Genomic DNA, 25,205 nt, shown 5'->3' on the forward strand with positions numbered 1-25,205 from the left:
AAAGCGAACACCTCGACCAAGCTTGGATCGGCGTGTTCGCCATTCCCTAAGCGCCAAACTCGTGCCAATGTGGGAAGTGCGATCTTCTTCACTGAACGTATGAAGGATTGTGCCGTGAACGCGTTATCCCACGGTATTGGGGCGGCAGGCTTCGAGACGTGGGCGGTTTTTGGTTTGATCGGTGCGCTGGGCTTCGTCCTCGGCTTCGCGATGAACCACGGATCGATCTGCACCTTCATCGCTACGACAGAGTTGGTTTCCCAACGAAGGCCTGCACGATTTCTCGCTCTGGCCGAATGCGCATTGTGGGCCGCGATCGCCTATATCACCCTCGATAGGTTGCCTACGATGCCCGGTGGATGGTCTCCCTTGGTTCACATGACCGGTGCAGCCATTCTCTTTGGCGTCGGCGTATACGTGAACGGTGCCTGCATCTTTGGATCAGTTGGACACTTGGGTAACGGAGAGATGGATTTCGGCTTCACGTTCCTCGGGATTTTTATGATCCTGTCCCTCGATTCCGTGTTTAATCTGCGCGAAGAACCAATGCCGATCAGCGCTTCACCGCCGCTTGGCCTAGAAGCCCTTGTGGTGGTTTTGTCCGCGTTCCTACTCCTCAGACTCGGCATCTCTATCAAATCGGAGACAAACTTCCGTCGGCTGACGTTGGCGATGGGTACTATTGGCATAACGTCGGCCACCTTATCGGCGTTCGCTCCTCGCTTCTCAATCACGACCTCAGTCGGATCGATGCTTTCGATTCCGGTGACAAGTTCACTCATCTTTGTCTGTATGTTTGGCGGCAGTCTCGTTTCGGCGAGGATTCGTCGACATCGGTTTTCGCTGAGGTGGCCGACCTGGGGAAGTCTATCGCGAAGAGTGCTTGGCGGCATGCTGATGGGTTTTGGGGCGCTTCTTATCCCTGGTGGAAATGACACGCTGCTGCTTGTCGGTTTCCCGATGGGAGCATGGCAGGCGGGGGTGGCTTATCTGCTCATGGTGGCGGCGCTTGCAGCACTGATCGCTAGATTTGGCTCAAACGCGAGATCGTGGTCTTAGTTCTACCGATACCCCGGAAGTCTGTATCCGGTCTCGACTACCCTCCGGCTTGGATGGCATCACGGTAAACGGTCGTTACAGCGCGCCATAATAGGAGGCTTCCCTAGCCATTGACAGTCAGTGCCACGTTCCAGACCATGCTCACAAGGCCACCCGAAAAATAAGATTCTCTGATCGCGCTCAGTCCTTCGCTGGTTCATGCGCGAATGAGTCGTGCTGATCGCTGTTCCCGAAAACGCAAAACCGCCCCCGGAGTTTGTCACACGGAGGCGGTTGTTGCTTCATGCCTGATTGGTCGCGGGGGGGGTGGAGAAGTTCAAATCTTGCGTTGTCTCTGGCTCTTCGATCTCCATAGCGCCGCTTGCTGTGCAGCCCACCCGAAGTCAATCACATATGGGCCGCTTCATCCGAGAGCAGAAAATGCCTGCCCCCCTGCCGTATCCTGCCAGTCCGATACGCATGTTCGCCACCAGCCAACCCGATCGCCTACTTCTTCCAGTACTTGTCGACGTACTTCTGGATTTCGGTCCTCATGAACCGTCCGGAGGCGTCGGCCCGGTCTTCCCACCCGAAGACGCATGCGGTCACGATCCCATCGAAGCCGACTTCGGCAAGCGACGAGAAGAAGACATCCCAGTCGATCTCGCCCTGGTGCATATCCATGTGCTGATGGATCGTCACCTTTGCGCCCGGCGGGTTGATGATGTATCGGAGCCCTGACGACGCCTTGTGATTATATGTGTCGGCGACATGGACATGGGCGATCAGCGAGCCGGCGTCGCGGATCATCTTCGCCATGTCGTCGCCGAAGTAGAAGGTATGGGGCGCGCAGTAGAGGAATTTGACGTTCTTCGAGCCGATCGTCTTCAGCATGTCGATGGCAGGATGAAGCGTCTCGCACCAGTCCTCGGGATGCGGCTCCATGTTGAGGTTGACGCCTTCCTTTTCGAAGACCGGCACCAGTTCCTCGATGGAGCGCCACCATGCAGCTTCGCTATGTTCGTGCGTGAAGTGACCGCCGCAGCAGTTGGAACGGTGGCCACGGTCGGGAGAAGGTCCACGGCCGAACTCCGAGTTCATGGTGTCGACGCCGAGTTCCACGGCCAGCCGGATCGCCTCCTTCCAATAGGATACGGCCGCCTGTCGCTCGTCCTCGTGCGGGCTCGCCCAACGATACATGGGCAGCAGCGAAGCCACCTGCACGCCATGATCCTTGAGCGCCTTCTTGAACTCGGCGATGCGCTCCTTGTGCGCGCGCGGTCGAACCCACCAGGGAAGAAGGTCGTCGCGCGGCGACACTTCGATGTATTCGTATCCTAGCTCTGCAGCCTTTCGGCAAAGCTCGTTGAGCGGCAGGTGCCGGTGCATGTGGGGATCGAGTGCAATCTTCATTGGCGTTCCTCCTCTGCCAGTTCGTTAAGCCGCGGGCTTCAGCGCGGCCGGCGCATAGAACGAGGGCCGTTCGTCGATCTTGATCGGCACGATCCGTCCCGTGTGCTTAGCTTCTACGCATGCGTCGGCGGTGACGGAGGCGAAATAGCCGTCCCACGCCGTCGGACCGCGAACCACACCAGCCCTGACGGAGTCGATCCATTCCTGCAGCTCCACGTCGTAGCTATCGATGAAGCGCAGCTTCCAATCCTGCAGAATCTCGTGACTAAGCTTGGCGTCCTTTCGAAGGAGAACGCTCATGGGTTCCGGCAGATAGCCAATCCCGTCTTCGCCGACGACCTGGCATTGGATGTCGTAGCCGTACGGGCAGTTTACGAAGACCTCGACGTCGATCCTGATCCCTTTCGTCGTCTCCAGGAGGATCATGTGAGGATCATCGAGGTCCTTGCGGGTGTGCTTCGTCTTCCGCGGCAGGATTACCTGGGCGGAGACGTAGTCGTCTTCCAGAAGCCAGCGAAGCACGTCGATCTCGTGAACGAACGAATCGGTGATCGCCATATCGCCGGCGTAAACGTCCGGCACCGACGGATTGCGATGGGCGCAATGGACCATGAGCGGCTCGCCAAGATTGCCGCTGGTGATCTGCTGTTTCAGCAGGCGATAGCCCCTGTCGTAGCGCCGCATGAAGCCCACCTGGACGAGATGCCGTCCGCTGGCTACCTCTGCTTTGACGATGTTCAGGCAAGCCTTTGCCGTCGTCGCAAGTGGCTTTTCGCAGAACACCGGCTTCCCGGCCGCGATAGACGCAAGGACGAACTCTTCGTGCGACGGCCCCCATGAGGTCACGACCACTGCGTCGACACCGGGGTCCAACACCAGTTCCTGACCGGTGTCGAAGACACGCGCTGCTGGCGTGAGCCGCTTGGCGACGGATTCGGCCTGCGCCTTGCTGATGTCGTTCACGGCGACAACGATCGAGCCGACAAGGCGATTGTGAAGGCGCTCGATATGCTCCTGGCCAATCGCGCCGGTTCCGATAACACCAATTTTGAGGGTCATTTGGGTTGTCCTGTTGAGCGAATGTCAATTGAAGTCGCGCGGCAGCGCGAGCTTGAGAGTGGTGAGCGATTTCTTAACGCCGATGAGCGGCTCCATGCCCGCGTCTTCCATTTCGAGGCTGACGGGGCCGTCGTAGCCAACCATCTTGGCGACCGCGAAAAACTCCTTCCACCACTGCACGTCGTGTCCGTGGCCGAGGGCCACGTAGTTCCAGGAGCGCTTGGCGATGTCGTTGATCCAGTACGTGTCGACGAGACCGTTTGCCTCTGCCAGCGTGCGCTCGAGACGGACGTCCTTGGCGTGCATGTAGTGGATCGCGTCGCCGAGCAGCCTGACGGCGGCGATCGGATCGCCGCCCATCCACATGTGATGGCTGGGGTCGAAGTTCATGCCGATGACGGGATCGACATGCTCGCGAAGGCGGAGCATGTTGGCAGGATTGTGGATCATCGTGGCGCCGAGGTTCTCGATCGCGACGCGAATGCCGCAATCCTTGGCGAGAACGGCCGCCTTCTGAAAATAAGGGATTAGAACCTGGTTCCACTGGTAGTCGAGCGCCTCGACATGCTCCGGGAGAATGACGTGGGTGATCCAGTTAGGAAGCTCGTCCTTCGGGGTGCCTCCTGGGCATCCGGACATCATGACGACAGTCTTGACGCCCAGCTTCTCGGCGAGCCTGAACGTCTTTTCAACGACGGCGCGGTGCTCCTCTCCACTCGGTCCCGGATGAAGCTGGTTGCCCGAGCAATTGAGCGCGGAGATCGACAGGCCGCGGCGTTCGAGAGCGTCGCGAAAATCCTTTCGCGCCTGCTCGCTCGACAGAAGGTGATCGAGACGAAGGTGCGGAGCCTTCGACCAGTTCCCGCAACCCAGTTCGACGGACTCGAATCCGAGGTTCGACACCGTATCGAGCATTTCCTCGAATGGGAGGTAGCCGAGAATGTCGGTTACCAGGCTTAGACGCATCATTTCAGTGGCTCCGAAATATGTCATTGCATTTGGATGTGCGTGCCGGGGCATTCCGCCCCGACACGCGGCTCGGGAGGAATTACTTCTTCATGTATTGGCCGACATTGTCCTTGGTGATGGACTCGAACGGCACGAGCATCTCGGCCGGCGGCGTCTCGCCCTTCTTGATGCCTTCCACCACTTCGAAGGCCGCCTTGGCCTGGCCGCCGGCGTTCTGAAAGATGGTCTGGGACATCTCGCCGGCCTTGATGGCGGTCAGCGCATCCGGAACGCCGTCGACGCCGGAGATCATTACTCCCTTCAGGCGGTCAGCGCCCTGCAGGGCTTCGCGCGCGCCAAGTGCCATCTGGTCGTTGGCAGCGATGATCGCGTCGAACTTCGGGAAGCTCTGAATCCAGTCTTCCGTGACCTTCATGCCTTCGGCACGGTCATAGTTGCCCGAGAGGGTTGCGAGGATCTTCACGTCGGGGCGGCCAAGATTATCCTGGAAACCCTTGAGACGCTCTTGGGAGTGGTAGAGGCCAGGCGTGCCTTGCAGGTAAAGGATTTGCGCATCCTTCGGCAGGTGCTCCTTCATATACTCGGCCTGCATCTTCCCGGCGTCTATGTTCTTTGAGCCGACGAAGGTGTACTTGCCGCCAGCCGACTGAATGCCGAGCGCGACAACCGGAATGCCAGCCTCGTTCGCCTTCTCGACGCCTGGGACAATGCCTTCGTAGTCGACCGGCACGACGACAATCACGTTGACCTTCTGGGCAATCAGGTTGTCGATCTGGTCGAGCTGCTTGCTGGCGTCGTTGTTGGCGTCGGTGAACTTGATCTCGACGTCAGGATCGGACTTCGCAGCTTCGATGAACGCGTTCTTGCGGGCCATGACGAACACGTCGGTGTCGGCCATGTTGGCGTATCCGACGACGAACTTGTCGGCGGCGAACGCGGCAGAGGCGGAAAGTGCCACCGCGGATACGGCGCAGGCGAGTGCAAGCTTGGCGATAAGTTTCATTGGGGTCTCCTCCCTTTGATGGTGCACAGTTGAGTTTCAGGCGCATGACGCCGACACACAGTTGGTCCTTCGCGCGGACGCGTTCGCACCGCGTGTGACTTCTTCGATCAGGCCTTCTTTTTGGTTCGGGCCGATTTCGTCCAAACATCAAGGATGACGGCGACCGCGATGATCAGTCCCTTGATGATCTGCTGCCAGTACGAGCTGACGTTCATGAGATTGAGGATGTTGTTGATGACGCCGATGATCATCGCACCGATGATGGTGCCGGTGATCGTTCCGGTCCCGCCCATCAGGCTGGTGCCACCGACGACGACGGCGGTAATCGCATCGAATTCGTAGCCGACGCCGCCGGCCGGCTGTCCGGAATTGATGCGGGACATGAGGACGATGCCAGCGACCGCGCAAAGGATTCCGTTGAAGATGAACGCCTTGACGACGATGCTGTCGGGATTGATGCCAGAGGCACGCGCCGCCCGTTCGTTGCCGCCGACAGCATAGACGTATCGTCCGAACTTGGTCTTGTTCAGCAGAACCCAGGAGATGACGACGAAGACCGCTAGGATGAGAACGGAGATCGGCACTGGTCCGAGCGATCCCTGTCCAATGACCCTGAAGTCACCAAGACCGGTCACCGGCGAGCCACCCGTATAGAGAAGCACGGCGCCACGCGCGACCGTCGTCATCGCCAAAGTCATGATGAATGATGGAATCCGGAAGAAGGTGATGACGAACCCGTTGATTGTTCCGGTGACGATCCCGACCGCCACGCCTGCGACCACCGCCAGGATGATGCTGCCCGTCATCGACATCACGCTTGCTGCAATGACGCCGCAGAGTGCGAGCACAGATCCCAGCGAGACGTCGATGTGACCGAGGATGATGATGAAGGTCACGCCGCACGCGAGCAGGCTGACCACGACGACCTGGCGCAGCACGTTGGTCAGATTAGCTTCCGTAAGGAATGTCGGGCTGAGAACTGACGCCAATATGCAGATGCCGAAAAAGATCAGGATCGTCCCGTACTTCCGGTAGACCAGCGCGAAATCGATACCGCCGGCCTTTGCGGCAAGCTTCGGCGCGGCGCCTTTGGCCGTTGCTGTCATGGGTTCGGTATTCATCAGTGTCCTCCCGTCGCAAGGCGCATGATGCTTTCCTGATTGGCCTCGCTTCTTGTCAGTTCGCCCGCGACCCGGCCCTCGCTCATGACGACGACACGGTCACTCATGCCGAGAATCTCCGGCAGCTCGGACGAGATCATGATGATCGCCAGGCCCTGACGGGCGAACTCAGTCATCAAGCGGTGAATTTCGGATTTCGATCCGACGTCGATGCCCCGCGTCGGTTCATCGAGAATGAGAAGTTTGAGATCTCCCAGCAGCCACTTCGCCAGAACGATCTTCTGCTGGTTTCCGCCGCTGAGATTCTCCACGATCATCGCCGTATCTGGCGTCTTGATCTGCAGCATCTTGATCATTCGCTGCGCGGCGGTTTCTTCCTGCCGTTCGCTGACGAACAGACCGGCCGTGAACTTCTTCAGATTTGCCAGTGAAATGTTCTCGCCGACCGAACGGCACAGCACGAGACCCTCGGCCTTCCTGTCCTCGGAGACCATGGCGATACCGCTCTTGATGGCGTCCGAAGGGGACTTCAGCTTCAGCGGCTGCCCGTTGAGGTGTATGGATCCGCTGGTTGCGGCATCGAGGCCGAAGATCACCCGAGCGACCTCGGTGCGGCCGGCGCCAATCAGGCCGGAAAGTCCGACGATCTCTCCCGCACGAACATTGAAGCTGACGTCTTCGAAAACGCCCTCACGCCCTAGCCCCTCGACAGACAGCACCACGTCGCCGATCGGAACCTCCTCCTTCGGAAAAATGCTCGAGATCGTGCGGCCGACCATCTGGGAGATGAGCTTGGTCTCCTCGTAGTCGCTTGCAGGCGCTGCAGCGATGAACTGGCCGTCGCGCATGACCGTAATGTCGTCGGCGATCTGGAAGATTTCGTCCATCTTGTGGGTGATATAGATGATGGCGACACCGTTCGCCTTGAGATCGGCGATCTGACGAAACAGCATAGCCACTTCCGTATCGCTGATCGCCGAGGTCGGCTCGTCCATGATGACCAGGGACGCCTGCCGTGAGATCGCCTTCACGATCTCGATGAGCTGCATCGCCGCGATCGACAGGTCGCGCATCTTGGCTTCGGGGCTGTACTTCAGACCCAGTCTGTCGAGAAGTGCCTGAGTTTCGGAATTCATCTTGCTGAAGTCGATGAAGCGCGACAGGACACCGGTTTGCGCCAGGGTTGGTTCCCTGCCAAGAAAGATGTTCTCGGCGATCGTCATGTCCAGGACAGGGCTCAGCTCCTGATGGATCATGGATATACCGCGTTCCAGAGCTGCGGACGTGTCCTGCCCGCCAAGGACTTCCCCCTTGAACAGGATCTCGCCGCCGTCGATGGAGTAGGTGCCACTCAGGATCTTCATCAACGTCGATTTGCCGGCGCCGTTCTCGCCGACGAGGACATGAACCGTCCCAGCGCGAACCTTGAGGTTCATCCCGTCCAGGGCGAGGACGCCCGGAAACGCCTTGGTGATGTTCCGCATCTCGAGTACGAGCGCGGAGCCCTCTTTCTGGTGGGCGTTGTCGCGCTCCAACAGGCGCGCCGTGTCGTTGGCCGCAGGCATCTCGCCTCTCCTCCCAAGTGTGTCGCTTTCGACGATTTTTTCTGTGTAGCTGTTTCCTCCAGCGACATGGAAACGACCACATTTCTCCCGTGTCTGTCAATTTAACGCTGGACGTTTCTCCCAAAATCTCCCACACTACCTCTCAATTTCTGGGAGACAATGATGAGCAGACCAACGATCGCCGATCTTGCAAAGGCCGCAAATGTGGGGATTTCGACCGTGGACCGGGTGCTGAACGGACGCGACCCCGTACGCCCACAGACGGCCGAGCGCGTTCTCGAGGCAGCCGAGCGGATCGGCTTCCACGGCGTCACCGCCATCAAGCGGCGGCTTGAGACCGAGAAGCCTGTGATCAAGTTCGGCTTCCTTCTGAAGCAGTCTCATCGCAAGCTCTACCAGATGTGGGCGGAGGTTCTTACGAAGTCAGTCGAGAGCTTCCCAGACGCACATGGTCGAGCCATCGTCAGGTTTGTCGACGAACTCGCGCCGGAGAACACCGCCGACGCCCTGCTTGCAATGAGCAGAGACGCCGACGCAATCGGTATCATCACGTCGGATCACCCGCAGATCAACCACGCTGTCGACGGGCTTGAGGTCGAGGGCATTCCCGTCTTCACGATGATCTCCGACCTGACCGCTCCTGGAAGGGCGGGCTATGTCGGAAACGACTGCGTCAAGAAGGGGCGAACCGCTGCCTGGTTCATCGACAACGTCAATCCCGCACCAGGCAAGGTCGCCGTCTTCGTCGGCAGTCACCGGTACCTGTCGCAGGAACTGTGCGAGATGGGGTTCCGTTCTTACTTCCGCGAAAGCGAGCGGGACTTTCAGATGATGGAGACGCTCGGCACCCAGGAAGAGCCGGAGATCGCCTATGAGCTCACTCGGAGCCTGTTGAAGAAGGAAGACAACTGGGTGGGCCTCTATGTGGCTGGCGGCGGGGTGACAGGCGTGATGCGCGCACTTCGCGAGGACGGCGGCCCTGCAGCGAAGCGTCTCATGGTCGTCGCCCATGAACTGACCAACGAAACGCGCGCGGGCCTCGCGGAGGGCATCATCAAAGTCGTTCTATCGCACCCTGCCCGGCTTCTCGCGGACACGCTTGTGAAGGCGATGGCTGAAGCGCTGGGCACCAATCGAACGCCGATCGTTTCGCAGCATACGCTGCCGTTCGAAATCTACACGGCGGCGAATATCTGAGAAATGGGAAGGCGCTTGGCAGCGATCTCCGCCTCCAAACGACGCCACTTCACCGGCGCAAGAACCGCTCTAACCTTTTGTTTCACGCAATTCCGGACGGAGAACCGCTTCGCAGTTTTCCTAGAATTGCTCTAATCCGCGGCAAGGCTCATCCGTCCGCTGCCTGATTCCGGCCGAACTGCCGGAGCAGGAAATCGAGAAAGACACGGATTTTCGGCGCGACATGCTGGCGCGACGGATAGACGGCGTAATGCGTGGTTTCCGCCGTCGTCCAGTCATCCAGTGCCGATTGCAGGCGCCCGTCCTGCAAGTCTTTCTCTACGTAAGGAAGAGGGATCAGGCTGACGCCGAAACCACCGCGTAGCGCGTCGCGCACGGCAAGGCTTGATGTGACGGAGTAGCGCGCCTCGACCGTGATCCGCTCGGTGTGTTCGTCTTTTCTGAATTCCCAGACATCTGCATTTCCGCCAAAAGGAAAACGAATGTGGTTCAGCGTCTGCAGATCGGAAGGCACTTGCGGTTTTCCATGCGCTTCGAAATAGGATGGAGCCCCGCAGAGCACATGCGGCATCACCGCCAGCTTTCTTGCAATCAGGCTTGAATCCTCAAGATTGCTGCTGCCGCGAATAGCAAGATCGAACCCCTCCCGGACGATATCGACCCGCCGATCATCAAGGTGCAGGTCGAGCTTCAGCTCGGGGTAGAGCGACAGGAATTCAGGGATCGCTTCGGAAAAGCGTGTCAGCGCGACCGTCATTGGCGCACTCACGCGCAGTGTGCCGGTCGGTGACGTCTTCGCGGAAGAGAGTGCCATTTCGGCTTCGATCAACGCGTCGAGGCCGCGTGTGACGTGTTCAAGATAGGTCCTGCCCTCCTCGGTCAGCGCCATGCGCCGCGTCGTCCGGTTGATCAGACGCACCCCTAGATGTGCCTCCAGTTCCGCGACATTCTTGCTGATGGCGGGAGGAGATAGACCAAGTTTCCGCCCAGCCTCGGCAAAGCTGCCCATTTCCGCCACATGCCGAAACACCTGGAGTGCCGTGAAGCGGTCCATCTCATTATTCTCCATTAGAAAACAATTTCTTCGTTATTTCGCACATTATCACCCGATGGTGAATGCCTTATCTCTGCTGCAACGAATTTCAGACGGGATTTACTGAAATGGCCCATCCCACGATCGCCCTTATCAAACGACGCGTTTCCGCCAACCTGTTCGACGCGTCTCACACTCTGGCGGACGCCGAGATTGAAGACCTCGTTCGTCTCGCGACACGCGCGCCGACAGCCTACAATCTTCAGAACTGGCGATTCATCGCGGTGCGGGAGCCGGACGCGAAAGCGAGATTGCGTGAGCTCGCCTACGGTCAGGTCAAGGTTTCCAACGCCGCCGTAACCTTCATCGTTTGCGGGCAGTTGCCTGATCACACGGCGCTTCCCGAACGGCTGCGACCGTTTGTCGAATCCGGACACATGCAACAGGCCACGGCATCAGGGTGGCAGAAGAACGCAAGCGCGCAATATGCAGATCCCCGCGCGGCACGCGACGAGGCCGTACGCTCTGCCACCCTCGGCGCAACGACGCTCATCTATGCCGCCGAAGCGATGGATCTCGCATCCTGTCCAATGGTCGGCTTCGATGCCGACGCTGTGGCCCGCGAATTTGGCCTCGCTCAGGACGAGGTGCCAGCGATGCTTCTCCCGGTCGGCCGCGCAGCACCAGGAAACTGGCCGCAAAAGCCGCGCCGTCCGCTTTCCGAGGTTCTTCAAATATCATGAAAACAAGTGTTTGGGATCTACCGCTGACAGCTTTCGCACCCGTCGTCTGGGGCAGCACCTATCTCGTGACGACAGAGTTCTTGTCGGGCTTTTCGCCCATGACTGTCGCCATGCTACGTGCACTCCCAGCAGGGTTGCTCCTGATGGCGATCGTGCGCCAGATGCCGACCGGAATCTGGTGGCTGCGCTCCTTCATACTCGGAGCTCTTAATATCTCGATTTTCTTGAGCATGCTGTTCGTCGCCGCCTACAGGCTTCCCGGCGGAGTCGCAGGCACAGTGCTCTCGGCACAGCCCTTGATCGTTGTCTTTCTTGCCTCGTTTCTGCTAGCCAGCCCAGTGCGTCCACTGGCGATCATTGGTGCATTGGTCGGTATGGGCGGCGTTGCCTTGTTGGTTTTGACCCCGAGCGCCGCACTCGACGTGATAGGCATAGCCGCCGGTCTGGCTGGAGCGACCTCCATGGCGTTGGGAGGCATATTGGCGCGAAAATGGCGACCACCCGTGTCGCCTCTTGCGTTCACGGCTTGGCAGTTGACCGCAGGCGGTTTGCTTCTGGTTCCCGTAGTTCTGCTCTTCGAGCCTTCCCTTCCTGTTCCGACGGCCTCCAACCTGGTGGGGCTCGCATGGCTCGGCCTAGTCGGGGCGGCCTTGACCTATGCCCTCTGGTTCCGGGGTATAGGGCGGCTGGACTCCTCGGTCGTGTCGTCGCTGTTGTTTCTTAGCCCGTTGACCGCTGTGCTGCTTGGGTGGGGCCTTCTAGGGCAGACACTGACCGCGCTTCAGATTGCTGGCATCGCTCTGGTCATCGGCAGCATCTGGCTCAGCCAGCGCGCGAACAGCTAGCTTATTCCGCCTGGTCGACCAGTATAGCTGCGTCACAGGAAGAAAAAATGTCGCGAACGCCATCCGCAAAAGTCGGCGTTTTGTGAGGGATTGATGCGACAGAGCAGAGGCCGCTCTTGGCCGGGGAGCGGCCGAATTCATTTCTGTCGCAAAACTTCGCATTTTGCGACCGACTTTTGCGGCAGATTCAGATCTGCTTTGAAGGCAATAAGTTGAAGCCAAGACGATCCGCCGCCTGGGCGATATTGCGCATTTATCCGAAGGTCGGCGGCCGATGGCGCTCATCGCAGTCATCCAAAATCAGAGTTTACCCTTCCAGGGGACGAGGCGGTGTTCAAGAAAGCGCATTCCCATCGTGAAGACGAATGCGAAGATCGCGATGACGATAAGGCCGACAAAGACCACATCCGTCGCGAGGAAGTTGGCGGCCGACATGATCATGTAGCCGACGCCGGATTGCGCGGCGATCAGTTCGGCGGCGACAAGGGTCGAGAGCGTCGCGCCGATCGCAATTCGTACACCGGTCAACACCTCCGGCAGCGCCGAGGGCAGTACGATCGTGGTGAACACCTGCAGCGCGCTTGCGCCCAGCGAGAGGGCGGCGTTTATCCGCTCCCGCGGAACGGAACCGACGCCGGCTTGAGCGGCATAGCATATTGGCGCAAACGCCGAGAGGCTGAGAAGCAAGATCTTCGACGACTCGCCGATGCCGAGCCAGATGATCAGGAGCGGAAGATAGGCGAGCGGCGGAAGGCCCCAATAAATGTCGATTGGAACACTGAGGATGCCCTTGGCCCAGCGGTTGAGACCCATAATGAGACCGACCGGGACGCCGAGGCCGATTCCGAACGCCAAAGCCAAACTGATGCGGCCGAGGCTGGCGAAGACATGTTCAAGAAGGGTCCCGTTTGCATAGCCGTCGGATGCCACCGCAACGGCCTGGGTCGCGACGTCGAGCGGCGACGGCAGGAAAAGCGTGGAGGCAAGATGATACTTCGTTGCAATGACCCAAAAGGCCAGTAACCCAGCCAAAGTGGCGGCGCTGATAGCGAAAGTTCCGCGGGTTTTACCGCGCGAGCGGACTTCGGAAGGCTTTTTGTTTTCTTCCGCGATCGCGACCGCGGAATCGGTGGCTGCGCTCATGTCGTAATCCTCACATCTCTATGATCATATTCGCCCTGCTTAAAAGTCATGCAGCGCGAACCGCGTGCTGCTCTGGCTTGTGGATCAGGGAGCGGATTTCTTCGCGGAGACGGACGAATTCCGGATCGGCAAGGACCGGACCAATGTCGCCAGTGGCTGCAAACTCGCGAACGAAATCAGCCTGATAACGTGCGATCACCCGCCCCGGTCTTGGCGACATTACCAGGATATGCGTGCCGAGCGTCAGCGCCTCCTCAATCGAATGCGTGATGAAGAAGACTTGCTTCTTTGTCTTCGCCCAGATGGACGCCAGGAGCTGCTGCATATTCTCGCGGGTAAGGCTGTCGAGCGCTCCAAACGGTTCATCCATGAGGAGGATCTTGGGGTCGGTGGCGAGCGCCCGCGCGATGCCGACGCGCTGTCGCATTCCGCCCGAGAGCTCGTAAGGTGGCTTCCGTTCGAAATCGGCGAGGCCCACCAGGTTGAGCAGTTCGCGGGCCTGTCGATGGCGCTGTACCTTCGGAACCCCTCGATAGCGCAGGCCGAGCGCGACATTGTCGAGGACATTTGCCCAGGGCAACAGCGTATCCTTCTGGAAAACGACGCCGCGGTCGCCGCCGGGACCAATCACCGTTTCCCCATCGATTAGAATCTGGCCCTCCGTCAGAGGCCGGAACCCGGCGATGATGTTCAGCAGCGTCGATTTCCCGCAGCCGGAGGCTCCAAGCGCGACGACAATGGAATCCGGCGGAATGTCGAAGGAGACATTGTCGAGGGCGTGAACCTCGGTTCCGTCGGCAGCGTCAAATTTTACCGTGGCGTTTCGTATCGAGAGCATGGTCGCATCCTGATGGGAATGCGGCGGCCTTCTGGTGAGGCCGCCGTTCGGCAAACGGGGTGTCGTTAGTTCGAAGCGAGCGCCGCCTTGGCGAACTGCGGATCGACAAAGTCCGCGTAGCCTTCCTTCACCGCCGTGATCTTCTTCTGCTCCTTCAAGAACTGGGCTGTGTCCTTCAGTGTCTTGGAAACATTGCCCTTGTCGCCCCCGCCGAGCCAGGCGTCGGTGACCTGCTCCTGAAGCGGAACAACGACGGTCGTCTTCAGCCAACCGGCGTTTTCTTCAGGTGTGCCGCCCTGCAGCTTGGCGATCAGTTTGATGTTTTCGGAGCCGGCACCCCAGGCCTCGGCGTGCTTTGCAAAGTCGACATAGTACTTGTCGATGAGGCTAACGTATTTCGTGAGGAATTCAGGGTTCTTTTTGGCGAATTCGCCAGTCACGACCAGTGCACTAAACACGGGAGCCCCTCGCTTCGAAACTTCGCCAGAGGTAATCAGGATCCTGCCTTCCTTCTTCAGTTCGGTGAGAGCAGGGTCCCAAACAAACGCGCCATCGATATCGCCCCGCTTCCAGGCGGCGACGATCTGGGGCTGCGGCATGGCGATGACCTGAGCGTCCTTCTCCGTGAGCCCCTCCTGCTTCAAATAGGCCAGAAGTTGGTAATGGTCGGTCGAGACCGGCGCAGCCGAGAACTTCTTACCCTTGAGATCGGCTGCCGACTTGATATCTGGCCGCACCACCAAGGCTTCGCTGTCGCCAGCGCCAGCCGTGATGTAGATCCCCTTGACGTCCAGGTCCTTGCTGACCGATGCCGCATAAGGGCTGGAACCGACGTCGCCAAGCTGGACGTCGCCGGATGCAATCGCCGCAAAGATGTCCGCGCCGGAGTTGAAACGGCGGAACTCGATATTCCATCCGGTTTCCCTGGCGAGGTCTCCATTCGCAATGCCGACCAGGTATGGAACCGCACCGGTCTGATAGGCGATGACGACCTTCTTGGCCTCTTCCGCATGAGCGGATGTAAGTAGCGAGGCAATCACGCCGAAAGCCCAAATGAATCTAGAAATGCGCATAGTTTACCCTCTCAAATTCGTCCGTCAGCCGATGTGGTGAGGAGTAGGCAAGAGGCTTCCATAATGTCTATTGTTTTTATAGATTAACTTTTCTAAGATTCAGGCGCCTTGCGGAACATAAATGCTAAGTGCGGCGCAGGCCTTAGGCGTATCAGTCCATCCTTGGTTTCGTGGCGGCGGGCGTTGGCATTGCCATCATTCCGGATATTTATGAGCACATCGGCGTGTCCGGAATAATATCGCGGAAGCTGTCGGCCTCTGATACCACGAGTTACGTCGTTCTAGCTCATCGCAAGAGCCGATACACCAATCTAGTCGAACAATTCGAAAAGATTGCATTCGATGAACGAAATCATACGGGATAGAAAATCGACACTTCCCGCCGAACATGGCTGACGTTCAGAAGGTCGTTGGTTGGGGGGCAAACAATAATTCCTTTGCGATAGTCAGCGAAAGCAGGGGGTCCTCGATCACCTCTCTCACAGCTAAATCATCATCTACAATAGCTACGCATGGCTCACGGGCATCACATCCCGCCGGCAAACTGTCCGTCCTTTTGGAGACACGGAAGGCGCGAAGGGAACCATACGGAAGTTTAGGATGATCTAACTCTCAGTCTGGAATGACAGGGCGTCGAATACGGTACAATGTTCCTCACGACGAAGGGAACATTGGAAACCGGTGGTGACACATCCACTTAACCCGCCGCACCTCGTGTTCTCAAAGCCATGAATGTGAAGCTCGTCATAGTCCATGAGGCCCGCACAGGATCGTCTTTCGCTCGGGCCTAAAGTTCGCTCTTGAGGCAGAAAACGCCCCTTGGCTCGCAGGCTGTTCCGACACTTGCGGCAGTTCACGACAGGAGCCATCGATTAATGCAGAGACATTCTGTGAGTTCCCCAACAATCATCTGCGAGAAGAAAGGGCGCCGCCTTTTCTAAAGCTCAACCGTCGAGCTGTCTTGGCCGTATGAAAATCGACTGACTGTTGTCTGGTGCGCACCTGCGGACCGGTCCGGGTCTTCCTTTGCCCTTCCATGACGCTCTCATAGAGCAACAGAACAATGCGAGGAGAAACTTATGTCTGATTCAGAATATCTACCTGCTCGTATGACTGCACCGATCGGTCTCGACGTCGCAGGCGAGCGCGAAGAATTCGATAGCATGGGGCGCGTCTCCGTGCCCGCCGATCGCTACTGGGGCGCCCAGACGCAGCGCTCGCTCCAGCATTTCTCGATCGGCGGCGATCTCATGCCTAAGGAGGTCTACCACGCCTATGGTGTCGTCAAGAAAGCCTGTGCACTGGTCAACAACGCGGCCGGACGTCTGCCGGACTGGAAGAAGGATGCGATCGTCCGCGCTGCCGACGAGGCGATCGAAGGCAAGCTCGACGAGCACTTCCCGCTTTTTGTCTGGCAGACCGGATCCGGCACACAGAGCAACATGAACGTCAACGAGGTGATCTCGAACCGCGCGATCCAGCTGCTCGGCGGCACGCTGGGTTCTCAGCGTCCCGTAGGTCCGAATGACGACGTCAACATGGGCCAGTCGTCGAACGACACCTTCCCGACCGCAATGCACATCGCGGCCGTCGAGGCGATTGACGCAAAGCTGCTGCCACAGGTGGCGAAACTCGCCGACACGATAGAGCGCAAGGCTTCCGGCTGGATGGACGTGGTCAAGATCGGCCGCACACACCTGGAGGATGCGGTGCCACTAACGGTTGGTCAGGAATGGTACGGATGGTCCGGCCAGATCCGCGACGCCATTGCGCAGATTAAGGCAAGCAGGTCGGGCCTCTACCAGTTGGCCGTCGGTGGAACTGCGGTCGGAACCGGTCTCAATGCGCCGAAGGGTTTTTCAGCCGGCGTCGCGGCCAAGATTGCCGAGATGACGGGCAAGCCCTTTGTCACGGCTCCCAACAAGTTCGCCGCCCAGGGCTCCCTTGATGCGATGGTGCGCGCCCACGCCGCGCTTCGGAGCCTTGCGGTTGCGCTGATGAAGATCGCCAACGACATGCGCTGGCTTGCCTCCGGTCCGCGATGCGGATTTGCCGAACTGCTGCTTCCGGCTAACGAACCCGGCTCATCGATCATGCCCGGCAAGGTTAACCCGACCCAGTGCGAGGCGATGGTCATGATCGCCATCCAGGTGATGGGCAACGATACCGCTGTCGCCTTTGCCGGCAGCCAGGGGAATTTCGAGCTGAACGCCATGCGCCCGGTGATCATCAGCAACTTCCTGCATTCCGCTCGTATCCTGGCGGATGGCTGCGAAAAGTTCCGCCTCTTCTCCGTCGAAGGTACTGAGCTGAACCGGGACAAGATCCAGCAATATGTCGACGGCAGTGTCATGCTGGTCACGGCGCTTTCGCCGGTCATCGGCTATCAGAACGCCGCTCATATCGCCGAGAAGGCCATCGCAGAGGGCCTCACCCTGAAGGCGGCTGCTATCGCGTCCGGCAAGGTGACCGAGGAGCAGTTCGACCGCGTCGTCAAACCGCTCGACATGATCGGCAACGGTCTGGCGGGCGCCTGATGCCGAGCGATCGCCCATCGGCTGGCGACGTGGCGCATGCCACGTTGCGGCTGGGCCGGCTCATGCTGGTCAATGGCGCCGACGCTGGGTATGTCCAGCAAACTGCAACCGCGTTCGCTGCACGGCGGGGCTATGACGCGCATCTTCTGGTCTGGTCCGAGGGCTTGCTTCTCACGCTGGAAAACGATCAGGGCTTCCGCACCAAGCTGGGTTCCGCGATCTCCGGCATGGTTGTCAACATGGGCGCCCTTGCCAAACTGGCTGACATTCTCAGGCAGGACATTGGCCCCGATCTCAATCTCGCCGCGGTCGATAGCCAGCTGGACGCAGTGGAGCTTACCGGAAATCGCTACCCGCACTGGCTCGTCATCCTCGGCATGGGCATAACTGCGGCGTCGCTCGCACGCCTGTTTGGCGCGGCGTGGCCGGTTGTCGGCGTCTCTTTCCTTGTCGGTCTCGTAACCCAATGCCTTCGCCAATCCTTCGGGGCATTCGCGGTGAATCCGATCGCAGGCGCAGGACTCGCCGCCTTTGGCGGCGGTCTTGTCGGCGCCCTGCTCATGAGGGCCTTTCCGGGCGTCTCGCCCGCTCTCTGTCTTGTGGCAGCAGGTATGATCCTGGTTCCCGGCGTCCCATTGCTCAACGGCGTGCGCGATACAGTTGGCAGCCATGTCGGAACTGGCATGTCGCGTCTTCTCCTGGGTACAGTGACCGTGCTGTCGATTTCGCTCGGTCTGCTGCTGGCCGCAGACCTCGCCGGAACAACACTTCCAATTGGAGGCGCTGTCCCGCTTCTTCCAGTCGGCGAGGATTTTCTCTTCTCGGGACTTGCGGGTGTGGGCTTTGCACTGCTCTTCAATGTCCCGGCACGTGCGGCTTGGACCTGCGTCTTGTGCGCCATAATAGGTCATGGATTGCGCACCGCTTTCGAACATCTCGGATTAGACCTTGCAGTCGGCTCCCTTGCCGGCGCCTTCTGTGCCGCGCTCGTCGCACGTCTCCTGGCGCGCCGCTTCCGCGTTCCGCCGGTCACCTTTGCTTTTCCCGGTGTCGTCGCGATGATTCCAGGCTCCTATGCCTTCCGCGCAGGCATCGGCGGTCTCGCGATCGTGCAAGGCGGCACAGACGCGGCGCCAGCCCTCATCGGCAATACAATCAGCCTCGCCATTACCTCCATTCTTGTGACCGCCGCAATTGCCATAGGTCTATGCCTGGCCCTTTCGGCGCCACTTGAACATCTCCATTCAAGCTCATCAAAAAGCAAAGGAATCTTGCAATGATCCGCTGTGTACGCATGTGGACAGGCGACGACGGTAACTCCTTGTTTGAAGAAGGGGCGATCGACCTCGCAGAGGGCACGCGGGGCGACTCGGCCAGCGCGCCTGTCACGGCCATGGAGCTGTCCTTTCAGGAGACGCGTTCAGGCGGATCCTATGAATGGCACCAGGACCCCATTCCGCGCTTCGTGCTCACGCTTGCTGGAACGCTCGAGTTCGAGACCAAATCGGGAGCGACCTTCACGATCCGCCCCGGCGATGTTCTTCTCGCGCAGGACAACAGCGGCACCGGTCATAAATGGAAACTGATCGGAGAGGAACCGTGGCGGCGGGCCTACGTCGTCTACAAAGACGGAGCCGAGCTCCGATTCAAGCCCACCAGGAAGGAGCAATGAGCATGACAAACGTTGTATCCGAAACGGCAGATGTCGCGCTTATCGGCGCGGGCATCATGAGCGCCACACTTGGCACGCTGCTTAAGGAACTCGAGCCCTCGCTCAAGGTGGTCATGTTCGAAACGCTGGCCGATTGCGGCCAGGAGAGCTCGGCTGCCTGGAACAATGCCGGTACCGGTCATGCTGCCAATTGCGAACTGAACTATACTCCGCAGCGGCCGGACGGCAGCGTCGACATTTCCAAGGCGCTGGAGGTGAATACCGAATTCGACCTTTCCCGCCAGCTCTGGAGCTATCTCGTCAACAAGGGCGCGATCAGCGATCCCGGCGCCTTCATCCATGGCTGTCCGCATATGAGCTTCGTGTGGGGCAAGGACAATGTCGCGTTCCTCCGACGGCGCTTCGAGGAAATGTCCGCCCATCATTGCTACCACGGCATGGAATATAATGAGGACCCGACCGAGATCGCCAAATGGACGCCGCTCGTCATTGAGGGTCGCAAACAGGGAGAGCCGATTGCCGCGACACGCATCGTCACGGGAGCTGACGTCGACTATGGTTCGCTCACCCACCTTCTGGTCGCGCAGCTAGCGAGACAGCCGGGCTTTTCCGTCCATTACAAGCACCGTGTCCGCGACCTGACCCGCGACGAGCGTGGCCATTGGCGGATTGAGGTGGAGAACACCGAGACCTCCGAGATAGAGACCACGACAGCGAAATTCGTGTTCATCGGCGCCGGCGGCGGGGCGATCACGCTGCTCCAGAAATCCGGCATACCGGAGGGCTATGGATATGGCGGCTTCCCGGTCAGCGGCATATGGCTACGCTGTGATGTCGACGCAGTCAGCGAGCGCCACCATGCGAAGGTCTATGGCAAGGCTGCCCATGGCTCGCCGCCCATGTCCGTGCCCCACCTCGATACCCGCATCATCGGCGGCAAGCGCTCGCTGCTCTTCGGTCCCTATGCGGGTTTTTCCAGCAAGTTCCTGAAGCATGGTTCGCTTGCCGACCTTTTCATGTCGATCCGCCCGGGCAACATCGCACCGCTTCTGGCAGTCGCCCGAGACGACTGGCAGCTAAGCGAATACCTGATCGGCCAAGTGCTGCAGACCTCCAGTCATATGTTCGAAACGCTCCGGCAGTTCTTCCCGACCGCCAAGCGGCACGACTGGACGGAGGCCGTGGCCGGCCAGCGTGTGCAGATCATCAAGCCCGACAAGGACAGGGGCGGCGTGCTCGAATTCGGTACCGAGCTCGTGGCGGCAGAAGACAAGTCGCTGGTCGCCCTCCTCGGCGCCTCCCCGGGAGCGTCGACCGCGGCCTTCATTGCCCTGGAAGTGCTGGAGAAATGCTTCGCCGGCGAGCTCGGCAATGACGCGTGGCTGCCGAAGCTGAAGGAGATCATTCCCACCTACGGGATCGATCTCAAGATGGATGCAGATGCATGCCGAAATATTCGTGCAGCGACGGCCTCCGTGCTCAAGTTGGAAAACATCTGACGACCATCGGCGGCGCTTGATGTCGCCAACGCGTCTTTCGGGGGCGCTTCATTTGGCTATTGCCTGCCCTCGAAAGTGCCAGCTCGTTGACGCTACCAGGACATGTGAAGGAGATCGGCCATTCCGATCGCTGCTCCGAAGACACTTCCAAGGGTCACAGTCAGCACAAGTATGAATAGCAGCTTTGGATCCATCATCAGCCTCGTTGCGATCCATCGATGGGATTTCCGGTTTATCTGGCGGCCGGCTTCGAAGACGGCCAATATTGACGCTGTTGCGACGAGAAGCGCCCCCCATCTTGGAAAAGGCCGCCTCATTGCGCACTGTAGCGCCTACACTGCCCTGACATTGTCCGCTGCAGTCTTTCCAGTGATGGGATTCTGCGCAACCTGGAACGTTAGCTGCATGCCTTCGATCACCGCATCGATGCCGCCACGGTGCGCGGCGGTAATATGCAAGAATACGTCGGAGCTTCCGTCATCTGGTGCAATAAATCCGAAGCCCTTCTCCTGATTGAACCACTTAACTTTACCCGTCGCCAATTTTCACCTCACATTGCTCAATTAGTTGAGTTGAAGAAAACGCCGTACTTGCCGGCAACTATTGGATCCCTGCCGGAACCTGGGGCAGAGAAATCCGAAACGTCGCTCCGCGACGCTCGTTGTTGAAGGCTTCGATCTTGCCGTCGTGCGCCTCAACAATTGATCGACAGATGGACAAGCCCATCCCCATGCCGTGGCTCTTCGTCGTGAAAAAAGCATCGAACAGCCGTTCTCGCAGGCCGGGTTCTATGCCCGGGCCCGCGTCGGTCACCTCCAGCGCAACACTGTCCGCTCGATTGCGTGATCGAATGGTTATTTGCCGATTCTCGCCCGGCGTCACCGCCATTGCGTCAAAGCCGTTCATTACGAAATTGACGACGACCTGCTGCAATTGGATTTCGTCTCCTTTCACAGTTGGCAAATCCGGATCGAGATCGGTCAGGCACGTGATTCCGCGCTCAATGGCTTCTCCATGCAGGAGCTCGATAACGTCCTTTGCAATCTTATTGAGATCGAGCGGGCTCGCTGCGAGCTCGCCTTTTTTCGCCATGTTGCGCAGTTTTGAGATCAAAGCATCGGCGCGTTGCGCGTTGTCGACGACCCGGTTCAGGCTCGCGTCAATTCTCTCCAAGTCCGGCGGCTCGCGATGAAGCCAGCGCAGACCTGCCTGTGCGCTAAGCTTCATGGCGCCCAGGGGCTGGTTGACCTCGTGCGTGATGGAGGCAACCAGCTCGCCCATCGTGGTAAGTCTTGCGGCATGAGCCAGCTCTGCCTGCGCCTTTCTGAGCGATTCGCTCAGGCGCTTGCTTTCCGAGACATCCATCATAGCGGCCGACACCCGAATTCGGCCATCCTGTTGTCGCACCGCCTTGCCGTATATCCTCAGATGCTTGGTGCATCCGCTCGGCGTTACGATCCGGTGCTCGAGTTCGATGGCATCGCTGGGCTCTGCGAGATTATAAAATGTGCGTCTTGCACGGACTATATCGTCGGGGTGAACGCGATCGAGCATCCATTGCATTGCAGGCAAGGTTTCAGACCCAAAGCCAAAAATTCTGTAGATCTCAGCCGACCAGAAAACATCTCCTTCGAGAGCGACAAAGCTGACGCTGCCCGTTCGACTGAGCGTCTGGGCATCAGCAAGAAACCCCTCGCTTCTCTTCAGCTTCTCTTGCCCCCGTCGCTGCGCAGAGCCGAGCAGCCAGAGAAGCAGGATAGACTCGGAATAGAGTAAAAACCTTCTGAACCCCTCGTCCGCCAGAAGACGTGGATCGATCGTGTAACGGGGCTCCACAAAAAAGAACCTGATGCAGAAAATCGCAAGCAAAGCAGCCAGGAGGCCCGGTCCGACTCCGAATCTCCAGACGGCGAACATGATGGTGAGCAACATGATGGCAAATGCCGTCGGAATACCATCGTGATCCAGGATGATCGCTATCGGCAGGGTGATCGCCACCGCGAGAACCGCTAGCCCATATTTTGCACCGTTCATCTCCGGTATCGAGATTACGTCCGTCTCTCGTGAATTCAAAAACATCGAAGTCTCCGGATTCTGAGGAATGTCAGCCTGCGCTTGAGCCTCAACATACCATGGCATCGCCCAAGTGGGCGGATGGGAAGCAACTGGCGCGCCGCGAACGGAGTGATGAAGAGCAATAGTGTATCGGCAACGGTGTGATCGTGTTCGAAAGTTGACAATAACTTTTACTGCTTTGTCGCTCTCGAGAATATTCCCCAGGATGGGAGGGAATTGCGCGCCACCGAGCGGGGTGATCTCCACGATTTCCCGGTCTTCGATATGACTGCGCTGAATGTCGACGCCACGGTCGCTTTTGCTTCACCGGTAAAACAGGTTCTCGATAAGAATTTCGAGAATTGCTCACGCCGAAACACGATCCGTTCCCACAGGCGGAAAGTCCAAACACAGGCCTGGAAGACATTCACCCGCAAGTTTCGCAGCTTCGCAGGTAATCTTCGAGACAGGTCATCGTCCGCTTCGACTGAAGGCTAACACTGTGGGAATTATCCTTCTCACACACGCCGCCTTAAATCTTTGTAATTCTTAGTTTCGTGAATTGATCGTGATTCTTCGGCTTCTTATCGTTTCTTCAACATCATACGCAATGTGTACTGCGGCGAAGCATCAGCATCACGCAACAGGCCCCGCCGCAGATCGGGTAAGACTTATGAGTTATCGAAGTAAACGAAGGTGGCATGAACTTGATCTGCTGTGCCGTGCTGGTGCGGGGCTTGGGCCGATTGCGCCCGCGGTGTGTGGGATACTGCGTGAACTGTTGAATGCAGAAGGCATTCTGTTGTTCTGGCTGGACGACCAGGGCATGCCCGCGGGCCTCTTCCACGAGAGCACGCCGGATTGTGCGGCCGAGCTGTTCGGCCATGACTATGAGCGTTTTTTTGCCAATCCTTTTGACGGCGGTGCGGCACTCTCAATGGGAAATAACCGGCCCGCCGGGGTTTTGATGAACCCGCGACGGGATTATTTTTGCGCCAAAACCTTCAGCCTGCTGGTGAAGGCAGGCGAACGCCTGCATACCCTGGATCTGAAGATCGATATCGAGGATCGCCCACGGGCGGTGGTCGTCTTATTTCGCAAATTGCGTAAGTCGTTCAAGGGCGGAGATGCCTCCTATCTAAGGCAGGCCGAGCCACATCTCAGGCGCGCGATCGAGTCGCAGTTGGCTGACGGGCGATGGGAGAGATCAAATCTCCCCGGTCACATGCTTGTCGACCCCACGGGCAGGAGTTTGGTAGCCATGTGTGGGGAAGCGCCCCGGCTCCTGGAGGCCTGTGCAATTGTTGGTCAGGACGTGCGCCGCTCTGGATCGACCCTCTTGCCGCCGCGCTTTGCGCAAGATCTCTGTCGGCGTCTGGAGACTTCGAAGGTAGCTGAAGATGTGCTTGATATTCCTTGGGGTCGGCTGCGGTTAGTCGCCACGCCAATGAACGGATCCTCTGCCGTCACGACGAACCAGGTTCTTATCTCACTTGAGATGGAACTCCCCAGACGCCTGAAGATAATCCAGGATATGCTCAATCTTCCCCTTTCGCCTTTGCAACGCTCTATCGCACTTATTGCCGCAGAGGGCGGCTCACGCACCGATTGTCTGGACACTACAGGGACCAGCAAAGAGGCGTTGAAAAAACATCTGACTGCAGTCTACCGGGCCGTAGGCGTCAATTCCTGGGAAGAGCTGGTCAAGGTTCTGCAGTAGGTGGAATGCCGTCAGTCGTTGCACCATGATGAGCGATCGCTCGCGCTCGCCACGACGGTGTCGGAAACGTTGGTCTGGGGAAAACGGCCGAACATGAGGGCGTCCCTTAAAAAATCAAGCCTCTTCGGCGGCAAGTTCCTTGCAGCCCGTTGCAAGCAGATGGCCGAGATGCGGCGCGAAGCTGTTCCAGATATCCATGCGGAAGCGGTCCTCGGCATCGCGCCAGAGAACGACTGTCGCACCGTCGAAGACCGTCCTGCGACCTTCGCCCACTCGGATCGTCTCGATGTCGCGTGGGCAGCCGAGTGTCAGCAGCTCCGCGGCCATCGGTCCTTCGATCAGCAGCGTAACTTCGCGCCCGGAAATATCGACCAGGCTATGCGGATGGCTCTTGTAGACCGCGGTACATGCCGCAATCAGCCTGGCCACCCGTTCCGCGGAGGACACGATGGTCCATTCGTCAGGACCAAGCCGAATGGCCTCAATTTCGGCCGCCGTGGCCCGCCGGCCGATGAGGTTCGGCAGAGTCAAGCCGAGGGCCGCGTTCAACGCTTTGAGGTCACCACGGGCACGTAGCGACAGTCGCCCCTGTCCGGGCAGGACGCTGACCCGTGCGGCTTTGGTCTCGACCAGAATGCCGGGAATGGGGGCAGAAATGTTCATGTTCATGTTCATCTCCGGC

Annotated in this window: 22 protein-coding genes; 9 read left to right on the forward strand and 13 right to left on the reverse strand. The window is 58.8% G+C overall.

Annotated elements, in window-relative coordinates:
• Positions 1–114: 114 nt before the first annotated feature.
• Complete coding sequence (locus AAE029_RS13845; protein WP_371073429.1) at positions 115–1,059, forward strand: YeeE/YedE thiosulfate transporter family protein; 945 nt, start codon at positions 115–117, stop codon at positions 1,057–1,059.
• Between the two features lie 486 nt (positions 1,060–1,545).
• On the opposite strand, the gene AAE029_RS13850 is transcribed toward AAE029_RS13845, so the two are convergent.
• The 6 genes from AAE029_RS13850 to AAE029_RS13875 all read right to left on the reverse strand — a co-directional run bounded on the left by AAE029_RS13850 (position 1,546) and on the right by AAE029_RS13875 (position 8,168).
• Complete coding sequence (locus AAE029_RS13850) at positions 1,546–2,451, reverse strand: sugar phosphate isomerase/epimerase family protein (RefSeq protein ID WP_371073430.1); 906 nt, start codon at positions 2,449–2,451, stop codon at positions 1,546–1,548.
• Between the two features lie 24 nt (positions 2,452–2,475).
• On the reverse strand, positions 2,476–3,510 hold the full coding sequence (locus AAE029_RS13855; RefSeq protein ID WP_371073431.1) for a Gfo/Idh/MocA family protein: 1,035 nt from the start codon (positions 3,508–3,510) through the stop codon (positions 2,476–2,478).
• Between the two features lie 24 nt (positions 3,511–3,534).
• On the reverse strand, positions 3,535–4,479 hold the full coding sequence (locus AAE029_RS13860) for a sugar phosphate isomerase/epimerase family protein (RefSeq protein ID WP_371073432.1): 945 nt from the start codon (positions 4,477–4,479) through the stop codon (positions 3,535–3,537).
• 79 nt (positions 4,480–4,558) lie between these two features.
• Entirely contained in the window at positions 4,559–5,482 is a 924-nt protein-coding gene (locus AAE029_RS13865; RefSeq protein WP_371073433.1) for a sugar ABC transporter substrate-binding protein, read from the reverse strand.
• Positions 5,483–5,589: 107 nt separating this feature from the next.
• Positions 5,590–6,603: an ABC transporter permease gene (locus AAE029_RS13870; RefSeq protein WP_371073434.1), complete on the reverse strand. Its 1,014-nt coding sequence runs from the start codon at positions 6,601–6,603 to the stop codon at positions 5,590–5,592.
• On the reverse strand, positions 6,603–8,168 hold the full coding sequence (locus AAE029_RS13875; protein WP_371073435.1) for a sugar ABC transporter ATP-binding protein: 1,566 nt from the start codon (positions 8,166–8,168) through the stop codon (positions 6,603–6,605). Before AAE029_RS13875 ends, AAE029_RS13870 begins: the two co-directional genes overlap by 1 nt.
• A gap of 162 nt (positions 8,169–8,330) precedes the next feature.
• Here AAE029_RS13875 and AAE029_RS13880 point away from each other — a divergent pair, with 162 nt between their 5' ends.
• Positions 8,331–9,365: a LacI family DNA-binding transcriptional regulator gene (locus AAE029_RS13880; protein WP_371073519.1), complete on the forward strand. Its 1,035-nt coding sequence runs from the start codon at positions 8,331–8,333 to the stop codon at positions 9,363–9,365.
• A gap of 148 nt (positions 9,366–9,513) precedes the next feature.
• Here the strand turns inward: AAE029_RS13880 and AAE029_RS13885 are convergent, their stop codons facing one another.
• The gene (locus tag AAE029_RS13885; protein ID WP_371073436.1) at positions 9,514–10,419 is read right to left on the reverse strand and encodes a LysR family transcriptional regulator; all 906 of its coding nucleotides are present in this window, start codon (positions 10,417–10,419) and stop codon (positions 9,514–9,516) included.
• Between the two features lie 107 nt (positions 10,420–10,526).
• Between AAE029_RS13885 and AAE029_RS13890 the strand changes: the two genes are divergently transcribed.
• Positions 10,527–11,141 (forward strand): nitroreductase family protein, encoded by a 615-nt coding sequence (locus AAE029_RS13890; RefSeq protein WP_371073437.1) that lies wholly within the window; start codon positions 10,527–10,529, stop codon positions 11,139–11,141.
• The gene (locus AAE029_RS13895; protein WP_371073438.1) at positions 11,138–11,986 is read left to right on the forward strand and encodes an EamA family transporter; all 849 of its coding nucleotides are present in this window, start codon (positions 11,138–11,140) and stop codon (positions 11,984–11,986) included. Before AAE029_RS13890 ends, AAE029_RS13895 begins: the two co-directional genes overlap by 4 nt.
• Positions 11,987–12,286: 300 nt before the next feature.
• Here the strand turns inward: AAE029_RS13895 and AAE029_RS13900 are convergent, their stop codons facing one another.
• The 3 genes from AAE029_RS13900 to AAE029_RS13910 form a co-directional block, all read right to left on the reverse strand.
• Entirely contained in the window at positions 12,287–13,129 is an 843-nt protein-coding gene (locus AAE029_RS13900; protein ID WP_371073439.1) for an ABC transporter permease subunit, read from the reverse strand.
• A gap of 46 nt (positions 13,130–13,175) precedes the next feature.
• A complete protein-coding gene (locus AAE029_RS13905) occupies positions 13,176–13,967 on the reverse strand; it encodes a taurine ABC transporter ATP-binding protein (RefSeq protein WP_371073440.1) in 792 nt (263 codons plus the stop codon).
• A 65-nt stretch (positions 13,968–14,032) separates the two neighbouring features.
• Positions 14,033–15,040: an ABC transporter substrate-binding protein gene (locus AAE029_RS13910; RefSeq protein ID WP_371073441.1), complete on the reverse strand. Its 1,008-nt coding sequence runs from the start codon at positions 15,038–15,040 to the stop codon at positions 14,033–14,035.
• A 1,079-nt stretch (positions 15,041–16,119) separates the two neighbouring features.
• Between AAE029_RS13910 and fumC the strand changes: the two genes are divergently transcribed.
• From fumC to mqo, 4 genes are read left to right on the forward strand one after another with little or no spacing between them, the layout of a single operon-like run.
• A complete protein-coding gene (fumC, locus tag AAE029_RS13915) occupies positions 16,120–17,577 on the forward strand; it encodes a class II fumarate hydratase (RefSeq protein WP_371073442.1) in 1,458 nt (485 codons plus the stop codon).
• Positions 17,577–18,857 carry a threonine/serine exporter ThrE family protein gene (locus AAE029_RS13920; protein WP_371073443.1) on the forward strand — a complete coding sequence of 427 codons (1,281 nt, stop codon included), beginning with the start codon at positions 17,577–17,579 and terminating at the stop codon, positions 18,855–18,857. Before fumC ends, AAE029_RS13920 begins: the two co-directional genes overlap by 1 nt.
• On the forward strand, positions 18,854–19,249 hold the full coding sequence (locus AAE029_RS13925) for a hypothetical protein (protein ID WP_371073444.1): 396 nt from the start codon (positions 18,854–18,856) through the stop codon (positions 19,247–19,249). The genes AAE029_RS13920 and AAE029_RS13925 overlap by 4 nt, the downstream gene beginning before the upstream one ends.
• A 2-nt stretch (positions 19,250–19,251) precedes the next feature.
• Positions 19,252–20,748 carry a malate dehydrogenase (quinone) gene (mqo, locus tag AAE029_RS13930; protein ID WP_371073445.1) on the forward strand — a complete coding sequence of 499 codons (1,497 nt, stop codon included), beginning with the start codon at positions 19,252–19,254 and terminating at the stop codon, positions 20,746–20,748.
• 332 nt (positions 20,749–21,080) lie between these two features.
• Here the strand turns inward: mqo and AAE029_RS13935 are convergent, their stop codons facing one another.
• On the reverse strand, positions 21,081–21,290 hold the full coding sequence (locus tag AAE029_RS13935) for a cold-shock protein (RefSeq protein WP_371073446.1): 210 nt from the start codon (positions 21,288–21,290) through the stop codon (positions 21,081–21,083).
• Between the two features lie 58 nt (positions 21,291–21,348).
• Positions 21,349–23,070 (reverse strand): ATP-binding protein, encoded by a 1,722-nt coding sequence (locus AAE029_RS13940; protein WP_371073447.1) that lies wholly within the window; start codon positions 23,068–23,070, stop codon positions 21,349–21,351.
• A 406-nt stretch (positions 23,071–23,476) separates the two neighbouring features.
• Here AAE029_RS13940 and AAE029_RS13945 point away from each other — a divergent pair, with 406 nt between their 5' ends.
• Positions 23,477–24,523: a hypothetical protein gene (locus AAE029_RS13945; protein WP_371073448.1), complete on the forward strand. Its 1,047-nt coding sequence runs from the start codon at positions 23,477–23,479 to the stop codon at positions 24,521–24,523.
• Positions 24,524–24,637: 114 nt separating this feature from the next.
• On the opposite strand, the gene soxG is transcribed toward AAE029_RS13945, so the two are convergent.
• Positions 24,638–25,192, reverse strand: a complete 555-nt coding sequence (gene soxG, locus AAE029_RS13950) for a sarcosine oxidase subunit gamma family protein (protein WP_371073449.1) — start codon at positions 25,190–25,192, stop codon at positions 24,638–24,640.
• Positions 25,193–25,205: the final 13 nt, after the last annotated feature.

It is taken from the genome of Sinorhizobium sp. CB7 (assembly GCF_041357635.1).
Lineage (GTDB): Bacteria > Pseudomonadota > Alphaproteobacteria > Rhizobiales > Rhizobiaceae > Rhizobium.